This window comes from uncultured Formosa sp., assembly GCF_947500765.1.
Classification (GTDB): Bacteria; Bacteroidota; Bacteroidia; order Flavobacteriales; family Flavobacteriaceae; genus Formosa.
On sequence record NZ_CANMTH010000001.1, the window covers coordinates 642,382 to 655,032 of the forward strand.

At 31.3% G+C, this 12,651-nt stretch carries 10 protein-coding genes and 1 tRNA gene; 9 read left to right on the forward strand and 2 right to left on the reverse strand.

Annotation, left to right across the window (positions count from 1 at the left end; translation table 11 throughout):
* The first annotated feature begins 38 nt into the window (after nucleotides 1–38).
* The 3 genes from gldM (at nucleotide 39) to Q1B05_RS02790 (ending at nucleotide 3,685) form a co-directional block, all read left to right on the forward strand.
* Nucleotides 39–1,601, forward strand: a complete 1,563-nt coding sequence (gldM, locus tag Q1B05_RS02780; protein ID WP_299777305.1) for a gliding motility protein GldM — start codon at nucleotides 39–41, stop codon at nucleotides 1,599–1,601.
* Between the two features lie 58 nt (nucleotides 1,602–1,659).
* A complete protein-coding gene (gene gldN / locus Q1B05_RS02785) occupies nucleotides 1,660–2,550 on the forward strand; it encodes a gliding motility protein GldN (RefSeq protein ID WP_299777307.1) in 891 nt (296 codons plus the stop codon).
* An 85-nt stretch (nucleotides 2,551–2,635) separates the two neighbouring features.
* A complete protein-coding gene (locus Q1B05_RS02790; protein ID WP_299777310.1) occupies nucleotides 2,636–3,685 on the forward strand; it encodes an FAD-dependent oxidoreductase in 1,050 nt (349 codons plus the stop codon).
* 4 nt (nucleotides 3,686–3,689) lie between these two features.
* Here Q1B05_RS02790 and Q1B05_RS02795 read toward each other — a convergent pair whose 3' ends face one another.
* Nucleotides 3,690–4,073, reverse strand: coding sequence for a DUF983 domain-containing protein (locus tag Q1B05_RS02795; RefSeq protein WP_299777312.1), 384 nt, complete (start codon nucleotides 4,071–4,073; stop codon nucleotides 3,690–3,692).
* 86 nt (nucleotides 4,074–4,159) lie between these two features.
* Here Q1B05_RS02795 and Q1B05_RS02800 point away from each other — a divergent pair, with 86 nt between their 5' ends.
* From Q1B05_RS02800 to Q1B05_RS02810, 3 genes are all read left to right on the forward strand, one after another.
* On the forward strand, nucleotides 4,160–6,070 hold the full coding sequence (locus tag Q1B05_RS02800) for an ATP-binding cassette domain-containing protein (RefSeq protein WP_299777314.1): 1,911 nt from the start codon (nucleotides 4,160–4,162) through the stop codon (nucleotides 6,068–6,070).
* Nucleotides 6,071–6,157: 87 nt separating this feature from the next.
* Entirely contained in the window at nucleotides 6,158–6,967 is an 810-nt protein-coding gene (locus tag Q1B05_RS02805; protein ID WP_299777316.1) for a Two component regulator three Y domain protein, read from the forward strand.
* A 291-nt stretch (nucleotides 6,968–7,258) separates the two neighbouring features.
* A tRNA-Met gene (locus tag Q1B05_RS02810) sits at nucleotides 7,259–7,331 on the forward strand.
* Nucleotides 7,332–7,717: 386 nt separating this feature from the next.
* Here Q1B05_RS02810 and Q1B05_RS02815 read toward each other — a convergent pair.
* Nucleotides 7,718–8,179: an Lrp/AsnC family transcriptional regulator gene (locus Q1B05_RS02815; RefSeq protein ID WP_299777318.1), complete on the reverse strand. Its 462-nt coding sequence runs from the start codon at nucleotides 8,177–8,179 to the stop codon at nucleotides 7,718–7,720.
* A gap of 175 nt (nucleotides 8,180–8,354) precedes the next feature.
* Here Q1B05_RS02815 and Q1B05_RS02820 point away from each other — a divergent pair, with 175 nt between their 5' ends.
* From Q1B05_RS02820 to Q1B05_RS02830, 3 genes are all read left to right on the forward strand, one after another.
* Nucleotides 8,355–9,308 carry an NAD-dependent epimerase/dehydratase family protein gene (locus Q1B05_RS02820; protein WP_299777320.1) on the forward strand — a complete coding sequence of 318 codons (954 nt, stop codon included), beginning with the start codon at nucleotides 8,355–8,357 and terminating at the stop codon, nucleotides 9,306–9,308.
* A gap of 36 nt (nucleotides 9,309–9,344) precedes the next feature.
* Entirely contained in the window at nucleotides 9,345–10,535 is a 1,191-nt protein-coding gene (gene kbl, locus Q1B05_RS02825; RefSeq protein WP_299777322.1) for a glycine C-acetyltransferase, read from the forward strand.
* A 490-nt stretch (nucleotides 10,536–11,025) separates the two neighbouring features.
* The gene (locus Q1B05_RS02830; protein WP_299777324.1) at nucleotides 11,026–12,633 is read left to right on the forward strand and encodes an MFS transporter; all 1,608 of its coding nucleotides are present in this window, start codon (nucleotides 11,026–11,028) and stop codon (nucleotides 12,631–12,633) included.
* The last annotated feature ends 18 nt before the right edge of the window (nucleotides 12,634–12,651 follow it).

The following is a 12,651-nucleotide window of genomic DNA, read 5'->3' on the forward strand; positions in this document are numbered from 1 at the left end:
AAAGTTCTATACATTATTAACTTAAAAACTAATTAGAAATGGCAGGAGGAAATTTATCCGCAAGGCAAAAAATGATTAACTTGATGTATTTAATCTTCATCGCGATGTTAGCGTTGAATATGTCAAAAGAAGTGCTTTCAGCATTTGGATTAATGAACGAAAAATTGGTAGAATCAAACCAATTAGCAACGTCACGTAATCAAGCTTTATTATCAAATCTAGCTGTAAAAGCAGACGAGAACCCAGAAAAGTTTAAGCCACTTAAACAAAAAGCAGATCAAATTGGATCGTTAGGGAATGATTTTAATTCATATCTTGATGATTTAAAATCACAAATGACTGCTAAATTAGAAGATGATACAGACTATGAAACCATGGATAAAGGTGATTTCTTAGACAATCATTTCTTTCTAGGAGATACTCATAAAGCAGAAGGGAAAAAATTCTTAAGTGAAATTGCTAAATTTAGAGATGAAACTGTTGCAATTCTAGAATCAGACCCAAAATTAGCACCAATGGCTGCTGATGTTAAAAAGAAATTTAGTACAGATAAAGTAGAAAACAGAGATGGTATTAAAGTAGATTGGTTAGAATACAACTATAAAGGTTATCCTTTAGTTGCTTCTTTAACAAAAATTACTCAATTACAATCTGATGTTAAAACAACAGCTTCAGAAGTATTAAATAATATGTTAGCAGGGTCTTTAGCAGCAGAAGCTTCTATGACTAACTACACTACTTTATTAGAAACATCAAAATCGGCTTATTTTAACGGTGAAACTTTTGATGGTAACATTGTGTTAGGTCGTAAAGATGGATCTACTAAACCAAATAAAGTTGAATTAACTTTAGACGGAAGACCATTAACAACAGAACAATATACTGTTGAAGACGGTAAAGTAAAATTAAACTTTGGTACAGGAAGTGCTGGTGAACACGTTATTGAAGGGAAATTAACATTCTTACAAGATGGTGAGTCTGTAGAAGTTCCTGTAAAATCAACTTTCGCTACTATTTCTAAACCAAATGCAGCAACTATTTCTGCAGACAAAATGAATGTAGTATACCGTGGTGTTGCTAACCCAATGACTATTACTTTTGCAGGTATTGCAGATAGTAAAGTTAACGCTACTGCATCTGGTTTAAGAAAAGGTACTGGAAGTGGTAAATATATTATGAATCCGGGCTCAGGAAGAGAAGTTACTATTAATGTAAGTGGAACTTTGCCTGATGGAAATAAAGTATCTGATAAAGCTACGTTTAGAATTAAAGATATTCCAAGTCCAACGGGAACAATACGTGGAGAGTCTGGAAGTGTTTCTATGCAACGTAACAGTTTATCATCTGCGACTATTGGAGCTAAATTAGATGATTTTGATTTCGACTTACCTTTAAAAGTAACGTCTTTTAAAATTAAAATTCCTGGACAACCTACTATTACTGTGGGAGGAACTAAACTTAATAGTAGAGCAGCAGCAGCCTTACGTAAAGCAAAAAGAGGAGAAGATGTTACTATTTTCGATATTTCGGCTCAGATTAATGGAAATTCATCTTATAAATTGAAAAAAGTATCTCCAATTATTATAGAGCTTTCTAACTAATTAAAAAATTAGTCATCTTAAAAATAGATTAGCACAACATTTTAAAATTTTTTAAACAATGAATTATAAAAGTTTTTTATTAACCCTATGTAGCATTTTTGTAGCAACTGCATCTTTTGCACAAGCGAACATTTTAAATGCGAAAAGTCCAGACGAAATCGGTTTAAGAACTGATGCTCAAAAAGCATTAGACAATGACAAACCTTTAGAGTATGGTTATGTAGACGATCGTGACCTCTTGTTTTCTAAAATGGTTTGGGAAAAAGTTGTGTTAGACGAACGTGTAAACTTTCCTTTATATTATCCTGTTGATACAAATAATATTGGAAGTAATAGACGTTCTCTTTACGATGTTCTTTTAAAAGCTATTAAGCAAGGTAAAATTGAAAATATTTATGACGATTCTTACTTTACAACAAAAAGAACATTAGGAGATATACAAGATGCCTTAGTTTTAGTTGATACTACTGATATGGGGTATGAGCAATATAATGCTGAAGGTGTTGTAGATCAGCAGTATATTAATAAACAAGAGATTTCTGCATACAATATTTCAGAATATTGGATTAAAGGTTTATGGTATTTCGATAAGCGCCAATCTGAGTTAAAATACCGTTTATTAGGTATTGCACCTGTTGCACCAGATGTTAACTTTCTTAATGCAGAAACTAAAGAATTAATCCCTTTATTTTGGATTTTCTATCCAGATGCTCGACAAGTATTGCATGAAGCTAAAGCGTTTAACGACGATAATAGTGCAGTTCCTTTTTCTTTCGATCATATTCTTAACTCGAGACGTTTTAATGGATATATCTTTAAAGAGGAAAATGTTTTCGGAGACAGAGAAGTTGAAGAATACATTGCCGATAACGCTTTAATGCAGTTGTTAGAATCTGATAGAATTAAAGAAAACATCAGAAATTTTGAATTAGATATGTGGTCTTACTAGTATCCACTATATAATATTATAAAAAAGGCTCGCAATTTGCGAGCCTTTTTTGTTTGCTCAGATTTTAACATCGTATCTTTGAGGCATGAAAGAAGTAGATTATTTAATTGTTGGTTGCGGATTAGCAGGTATAGCTTTTACAGAAGAGATAAAGACGAATAACGGATCTGTTATGGTTTTCGATAATAAATCTCAGAAATCTTCTACAGTAGCAGGAGGTGTCTATAATCCTGTAGTTTTAAATCGATTTACAGCAGTTTGGAGAGTTAAAGAACAGTTAGAAATTGCATTGCCTTTATACAGTCAGTTAGAAGAAAAATTAGGTGTTAAGTTAGATTATAAAACACCTGTTTATAGACGTTTTTTATCGTCAGAAGAGCAAAACGATTGGTTTACTGCTTCCGATAAACCAAATTTAGGCGAGTTTATTTCAACTCAATTAATTAAAAATGTAAATACAGGTATCGATGCTGATTTTGGATATGGTGAAGTCCTTAATTCTGGCCGAATAGATACAGCGCAATTAATTTCAGCCTATAAAAAAGATTTAAAATCGCATGATGAGTTGGACGAAAGTGATTTTCAATACAATGATTTAGAAGTCGTAGCATCTGGTTTCTTATATCAAAATATAAAAGCAAAACACATCATCTTTGCAGAAGGCTTTGGGTTAATACATAACCCATATTTTAATTACTTACCTATGGTAGGAGCTAAAGGGGAATTATTAGTTATTCATGCACCCGATTTAAAGATGAAATTTCTTTTAAAAGCAAGTTTGTTTTTAATTCCGTTAGGAAGCGATTTATATAAAGTTGGAGCCACTTACCAATGGACAGACAAAACAAATACACTTACTGAAGAAGGAAAAACAGAGCTGTTAACAAAGTTACATGCCTTTTTAAAGTGCGATTTCACAGTTGTAGAACATCTTGCAGGTATTAGGCCAACTATTAAAGACAGACGTCCATTAGTAGGTCAACATCCCGAATATAAAAATATGTATGTTCTAAATGGTTTAGGAACGCGAGGTGTTTTAATAGGACCTTACGTATCTAAACAACTATTTAATACTATTGAAAAGGGGGCAGAATTAAATCCAGAAATTAACATCACTCGATTTCTAAAAAGATAAAAATCTATTTTTTAACTAAGTTCTTGTCGTAACTCATAAACATATTGATCCAAATATTACGAGCTAATCGCATTATAATGGGCGTAAATGCTATTAAAGTACAAACAATAGCTATAAAAGCAGTGACTAATCCAGTTCCTAAAAATAAATAACTAATAACAAAAGCAGCTACAGCAAAGGCAATACCTACAGCGTAGCTAACATACATTGCACCATAAAAGAAAGATGGTTCAATTTTGTATTTGGTATGACAATGCGAACAATGTTCGTGCATTTTTAATGTGTCGCTTAGAATATACGGATTTTTTGTAACGTACATAGATTCTTGGTGACATTTAGGGCAAACACCCGTTAACATACTATATACTTTCGATCCTTTTGTAAACATTTTATTTAATGTATTTTTACAACCTAATTTAAATTACAAACTTAAGATTTAATCATCTAATGTTTGGTAACATTTGTAACAATTCTATGCTTAATATACATAACTTATCTATTTCATTTCAGGGTGAATATTTATTTGAAGAAATAACCTTTAAATTAAGTCAAGGCGATCGCGTTGGTTTAATTGGTAAAAACGGTGCCGGAAAATCTACCATGCTGAAAATCATTTCAAAAGATTTAGAACCAGATTCTGGACAAATATCTGCTGATAAAGATTTAAAAATAGGGTTTTTAAGACAAGACATAGATTTTGTTTTAGGACGAACCGTTTTAGATGAAGCTTATCAAGCTTTTACAGAGATTAAAGATCTGGAAGCTAAAATGGAATACATAAACGAACAGTTTGTAACACGTACAGATTATGAAAGTGAATCGTATCATCAATTAATGATTGATTTAAACGATTTACAACATCAATACGAAATAGTTGGTGGGTATAACTATCAAGGAAACACTGAACGTATTTTACAAGGTTTAGGATTTCAGCGTGAAGATTTTGAAAAACTAACAGACACATTTTCTGGAGGTTGGCGTATGCGTATAGAATTAGCTAAATTATTATTACAAAACAATGATATTTTATTACTCGATGAGCCAACAAACCACTTAGATATAGAATCTATAATTTGGTTAGAAGGATTTCTAAAAAACTATCCAGGAGCAGTTGCAATTGTATCTCACGATAAAATGTTTTTAGATAATGTAACAAACCGAACTATAGAAATATCATTAGGAAGAATTTATGATTACCCTAAAGCCTATTCTCAGTTCTTAGTATTACGCCAAGAGATTAGAGACCAACAAATGGCTTCTCAAAAGAATCAACAAAAGCAAATTGAACAAACTGAAAAACTAATTGAAAAATTCCGTGCCAAAGCATCTAAAGCAACTATGGCACAATCGCTAATTAAAAAGTTAGATAGACTAGATCGTATTGAGGTTGATGAAGACGATAATAGTGTAATGACTTTAAATTTCCCTGTATCTGTCACGCCAGGAAAAGTGGTTGTAGAAGCCAATAGTATTGTTAAAGAATATGGTGATAAGCAAGTACTTCAAGGAGTAAGTTTACATATAGAACGTAACAGTAAAACGGCATTTGTTGGGCAAAACGGACAAGGAAAATCTACCTTAGCAAAAATTATTGTTGGAGAATTAGAATACGAAGGCGATTTAAAATTAGGGCATAATGTACAGATAGGATATTTTGCACAGAATCAAGCAGAGTATTTAGATGGAAATAAAACTGTTCTAGATACCATGATTGATGCCGCAAATGAAAAAAATAGAAGTAAAGTAAGAGATATTTTAGGATCGTTTTTATTTCGAGGAGAAGAGGCCGAAAAGTATGTGCGTGTATTATCTGGAGGGGAAAGAAACCGTTTGGCATTGGCAAAATTAATGTTACAACCATTTAATGTGTTAGTAATGGATGAGCCTACAAATCACTTAGATATAAAATCTAAAAACGTATTAAAAGCAGCTTTAAAACGTTTTGAAGGGACTTTATTATTAGTTTCTCATGATCGTGATTTTCTTCAAAATTTAACAGATAAAGTGGTTGAATTTAAAGATCATAAAATAAAAGAATATTTAGGAGATATAGATTTTTACTTAGAAGAACGTAATGTTGAAAACCTAAGGGAAGTCGAAAAAAGGAATGTGGTTAAAGAACAACCTAAAGAGAAAAAAACAGCATCTTATGAAGATCAGAAAAAATTAAAATCATTAAATAATAGATTAAGTAAAATAGAATCCCAGATAAACGAGTTGGAGAAAGATATTAAAAAATTAGATTCTGATTTGGCTTTAAATTATGATGAACTGGCTGCTAAACCAGATTTTTTCGAATCTTATAATAATAAGAAAAAGAAGCTTAGTAAATTAATGTCAGATTGGGAAGATGTACAGATGGAATTAGATACTTTAGAACGTTAACAAAAGATGTAGTTGGTCGAAAATATTTGTCTTTAATCAGTGGTTTTGTTAACATTGTTGTCTAATAGACCCCCAAATATTATCTACATGAGAACAATCCTACTCCCATTAATTTGTTTATTTTCATCCCTACTTACTTATGCAGAAATTCCATTTAGCGAGAAAAAAGCGCTTGTAAATATATACTATGCAACCGCTGGTGAAAATTGGAATATTCCTTGGAATTTAGATGCACCCGTAGAAACGTGGTACGGTGTGACTATTAGTGATGATCATGTGGTTTCTCTTAACTTACATAATAATAATTTAATAGGAGAACTACCAGCTAGTATTAGTGATTTAGCATACTTAAAGACACTAAATTTGGCAGCAAATAAATTAGGAGGACCATTACCTAGATCAATTGGTGAATTAAGAGATCTTACTAGTTTAGAATTGTTTTTAAATGAATTTGTTGGTTTTCTACCTGTTGAAATCGGAAATCTAGAACAGTTAGAATTCTTAAGTTTATATTACAATAAATTTAGAGGACCAATTCCTTCAACCTTTAAGAAGTTAGAAAAACTTGAAATTTTGCAATTGGGAAGAAATCATTTTTCAGGTTTTTTTCCTGTTCAATTATGTGAATTAAAAAACTTAGAGCATTTAAGTTTACATGATAATTTATTTGAAGGAGAATTACCTACCGAAATAGGTAACTTAACTAGTTTAGAAGAGTTAATTATTACCAATAATAAATTTACAGGGTATTTACCATTATCTTTAAGCAAGCTAAAAAATCTTACAACATTAATGTTGAGTAAAAACAATTTTAATAAAGAATATGACAGCTTTACAGACCATATGCCAAAAGACTATTTGGCTATAGAATCTGGGACTGTGGTAACAGATTATTAATTTAATAGATTCAATATTATATCATTCATTTAAACCAAAAGCTTAGAATAAACATTGTTCTAAGCTTTTGTTATGTATAAATTGGTTGCTTTAACTGTTTTAAAGATAAAAGATAAAATTTATTTATCGATATAAATGAATGATAGTCAAGTGTTTGAAAAATAATTTAAATTTTTATTTCAAAAATACTTGTTATATCGAAAAAGGGTCGTATATTTGCAGTCCGAAACAACAAGGTCGGTAGTTATGAACTGAGAGTTAAAAGCTAAGTTTTTTGTTTTGAAATTATATCGCGGGATAGAGCAGTAGGTAGCTCGTCGGGCTCATAACCCGAAGGTCACTGGTTCGAGTCCAGTTCCCGCTACTAGAGTTAAAAGGCTTCACAAAAATGTGAAGCCTTTTTAATTTTATATAATCACCATAAGTGACGCAAATGTTTTATCCGTCTTCTTATTTGTTTTAATGTTATTTAAAGCTAAAACTTATGGTATTTAGGTTTTACTTTATAGATGGTAGAATAACTGTTCTAATCGGTCCTTTTCTTATTTATAACAAAAGGATTATAGACAATCTCAAGGCTTCAATTTTTATTTTACGTGTCTGTGTATTCTCGAGTTAAAAGGAAAGTGATCAAATTTGATTTCAATGACAGATTAGAGGTTAAGTTTGCTCTATATTCAATTTCAATAAGAAGTTTGGTTTTATTAAAAATATTAACAAATTGAATTTTTCCCTAAAAAGGCAGTCTAACTATATGCTAAATTCAGAAGTTTGTTTAATATCTTTTAGAACAAATGTACTGTTTAAGACACCTATGTTTTCAATCTTAGATAGTTTGTATTTTACAAAATTATGATAATCTTCTAAGCTTATTGTGTTTATTTTTAAGATGAAATCCACTTGGCCCGCCATATGATAACATTCCTGAACTTCATCAAGATCTTGAATTTGTTCTTCGAATTTCTCTATAAAGGCTTCGTTATGATAGCGCATAGATACTTGGCAAATGGTTGTTACAGATCTATTAATTAGTTTTTTGTCTAAAATGGCAACATATTTTTTTATAATGCCCTGCTTTTCTAATCTTCGAATACGCTCGTACACAGGAGAAGCTGTAAGGTTTAACCTTATGGCTATTTCTTTTGCTGTTTTTTTTGAATCTTTTTGTAAAATTTTTAAAATCGTTTTATCAATATTGTCTAACTGCATCATAAATTAAAATAATAATTACTCTATAAGTTAACTATTGTATATAGTTATAAGTAAAAATAACTTTAAAAATGTAAAACACAGTAAATATTACTTAATTATTGTGTTTATTTCTATTTAAAAATCATAAAACATAGTTTTGTAAGTGTATTGTGCTAAAACTTATAAAAACATTAATATGGATACAGTTATTTTAGTTATCGGAGCAAATGGTCAATTAGGTTCTGTTTTAGTGAAGAGTCTGCAAGATAAATTTGGAATTAATAATGTTATTGCCTCAGATTTAAGAACTAAAGAAGGATTTAATGGTTTGTTCGAAATTATAGATGCAACCCAGTTTGATCGTATTCAGGAAATTGTAAAGACATATAAAATTACTCAAATTTATCACCTAGCGGCAATATTGTCTGCAAAAGGAGAAGAAAATCCATTACAAACTTGGGATATTAATATGAAAACGATGTTTAATGTTTTTGAAGTATCAAGACTTAATAATATTGAAAAAGTTTTTTATCCGAGTTCTATAGCTGTTTTTGGAGATGGAGCAGATAAAGATTTAACTCCGAACGATGCGTATTTAGATCCTGCAACGGTGTATGGTATAAGTAAGGCGTCTGGAGAAAATTGGTCACAATATTATTTTTTAAGATATGGATTAGATATACGTTCTATTCGTTATCCTGGTGTTATAGGATACCAATCCTTACCCGGCGGAGGAACTACAGATTACGCTGTTGATATTTACCATAAAGCCGTTTTAGGAGAATCTTTCAATTGCTTTTTAAGCGAAGATACAACATTGCCTATGATTTATATGGACGATGTTATTCGAGCAACTTTAGAGCTAATGGATGCTCCAAAAGAAAGCATAAAAACGCGTACATCTTATAACCTAACAGGCGTAAGTTTTTCTCCAGCAGAAATTACTTCCGAAATACAAAATATTTACCCAGATTTTAAGGTGAGCTATAAGCCCGATTTTAGACAAAAAATTGCAAATAAATGGCCGAAATCTATAGACGATTCTGCTGCTAGAGAAGAATGGGGGTGGCAACCTAAATTTAATTTAAAAGCGATGACGGAAACCATGATTAAGGAATTGAAAGCTTATTATATAACCGATTTGGTATAGAGATTAAAAAAGATTTAAATTTAAAAAAATAAGAATATGTATTCTAATATAAAAGTTGATTTAGAAAACGAATTACGCGAAATTAAGGCCGCTGGTTTATATAAAACAGAACGTGTTATTACAACGCCACAAAGTGCAGAAATTTCTACAACACAAGCCTCAGAAGTTTTAAATTTTTGTGCAAATAATTATTTAGGATTGTCTGCACATCCAGATGTTATAAAAGCTGGAAAAGATGCTATAGATTCACATGGCTATGGTTTATCGTCTGTGCGTTTTATTTGCGGGACTCAAGATATTCATAAGACATTAGAACATAAAACAGCTTCCTTTTTGGGTATGGAAGATTGTATTTTGTACGCTGCAGCTTTCGATGCTAATGGCGGTATTTTTGAACCTTTACTAACAGCAGAAGATGCCATTATTTCTGATGCATTAAATCATGCTTCTATTATTGATGGTATTCGTTTATGTAAAGCTAAACGTTTTAGATATAATCATAATGATATGGCCGATTTGGAGGTGCAACTGCAAGAGGCCGAAGGATCAAGACGAAAGTTAATTGTAACCGATGGTTCGTTTTCTATGGATGGAACCATTGCTCAATTAGATAAAATTTGTGATTTAGCCGATAAATATGATGCTTTAGTAATGATTGATGAATGTCATTCTACTGGTTTTATAGGAAAAACAGGACGAGGTACACACGAACATCATAACGTAATGGATCGAGTAGATATTATTACAGGGACTTATGGAAAAGCTTTGGGTGGTGCTTCAGGAGGATTTACGGCTGCAAGAAAGGAAATTGTAGATATTTTACGTCAAAAATCAAGACCATATTTGTTTTCAAATACTGTAGCTCCATCTATTGTAGGAGCTTCAATTAAAGTTTTAGATATTTTAAATTCTTCTACACATTTACGTGATAAATTAGAAGAGAATACAATTTATTTTAGAAAAAAAATGACAGATGCAGGGTTCGATATCATACCAGGAGACCATCCTATTGTACCTGTTATGTTGGGAGAGGCGCCCTTAGCTCAAGATTTTGCAGCTAAGCTTTTAGATGAAGGTATCTATGTTATTGGTTTCTTTTATCCTGTAGTTCCTAAAGGAAAGGCGCGAATTCGTGTACAATTATCTGCTGGTCATAATCGTCATCATTTAGATAAAGCTATTAATGCATTTATTAAAGTAGGTAAAGTTTTAAATGTAATTTCTTAATTTTAAAGCATAGTTTTTTTTACTTAAAATTTAGAAAGGTTCACTGAATCTTAATAAAAAAGGGAGTTGAGTATACATCATGGTTAATGATTGTTACTTAGCTCCCTTTTTTTAGATATTACTTTTTTAAATAATTAAGAATTTCCAAAAGCATACTAAGAGATATTTTTTTCAGGTATAAGTTTCTAATTTTTTAAATCCATTTGGCAAAAAATTTAAAAATAATAACTTGGGTTAATCCTCAATTTCAGGAATGTCTAATTCTCTATGATTAATCTAATGATTTAAAGCCTCATTTTCGCTTGAGTACTATAAATAAGACATGATAAGTTTGCGAAGTATGTTTAATTCATCCTTACCTTTTTGTTTTTATAAAAACGAAGAATATGTTGTTATAAAATGTATTGTTGAAATAATTGAATGTATAAATGACAATAAAAGTTCAATTAATTCTTAAAGGACTTTCTAATTTTGAAAAAACAAAAATCACATGTTGTTGAAAAATACCAAAATATCAATTTCAGAGAAAATAGGTTATGCCTTAGGTGATGGAGCCGCAAATATTGCATGGAGAGGTGTTGCTACTTTTTTATTCATATTTTATACAGATGTATTTGGCTTGAGTCCTGTAACAGTAGGTGTACTATTTTTGGTGGCACGTTTTAGTGATGGAATTAGCGATGTTTTAATGGGGATTATTGGAGATAGAACCAAATCAAAACATGGTAAATTTCGTTCATGGATTTTATGGACAGCCATTCCGCTTGGCGTTATTTTGTCGTTATTATTTACAACTCCCGATTTAAGCGATTCAGGAAAAATAGTATATGCATACACTACCTATATACTTTTTACATTAATATATACCGCCAATAATATTCCTTACGGTGCTCTTATGGCTGTTATGACAGGCGATGATAAAGAGCGAACCTCTTTAGGATCTTATAGAATGGTTGGTGCCTTTGGCGGCGGTATGTTTGTACAGGGCGCGTTATTGTTTTTAGTTATTTATTTTGGAAATGTAAATCCGAATATTACACTCGAAAAATTAGAAGATAAGGCCTACCATGTTTCTGTTTCTGTTCCTCGTAGTGTAGAAAACGTAAATATTAAAACTGAACATGGTATTGCGATGTTCTCTTGGGCAGATGGCCCTCAAAAAAAGCAAGACTCTATAGCATCTATTAAAAAAAGTTTTTCAGTCGAAGCTAATAAAAATTACGAATTTATTGTAACGGGAGAAAACGATTTAACAGCAGAATCTTTTTCAATTATAGATCAAAAACGAGGGTATAGTAATTCTATATACTTCATGTCTGTATTCCTAACCTTGTTTATGTTTATCACCTTCTACACAACTAAAGAAAGAGTGCACCCTCCCAAGGCACAAGAAAATAATTTAAAACAAGATTTTAAAAATTTACTTAAAAATAAGCCATGGTTAATTTTATTAGGAGTTGGACTTCTATTTAATATTTATAATTCCATAAAACAAGGTATCGTCATTATCTATTTTTCACATTATTTAAATAATCAAATACTTGCGGCTTCATTTTTAATCGGACTCATGTTTGCATCTATTGCAGGAGCCATGATTACAGCGCCTTTGGGAAAACGATTCGGAAAAAAGAGTGTGTTTATAACGGCCTTACTGTTCTCGGGTGGCGTTAACGCTTTGCTGTTTTTTTGTGGACCAGGAGATATAGAAATTATTTTCTTTTTAGGAATGCTTTCCGAATTAGCTTCGGCCATTTTTGCAACACTATTTTTTGTTATGCTGGCAGATGTTGCAGATTATTCTGAGTTTAAAAACACGAGACGCGCTACGGGACTTATATATTCGGCAGGATCATTTGCAACCAAATTTGGAGGCGGTATTGCTGGAGCTATTATTGGTTTTGTTCTAGGTGCTTTTAATTACAATGGGCAAGATGCTGTGTCTATTCAAGGCGCAATACCAGGTATTATTATGTTAATGAGTTGGATTCCATTAGTCATCGCTTTAATCGCTGCTGGCCTAATGTTATTATATCCATTAACACAAGCTAAAATTAATGAGATCACTCTAGAATTACAGTCCAGAAGACTGAAGGAGTAAACTATTAAAATTAAATTT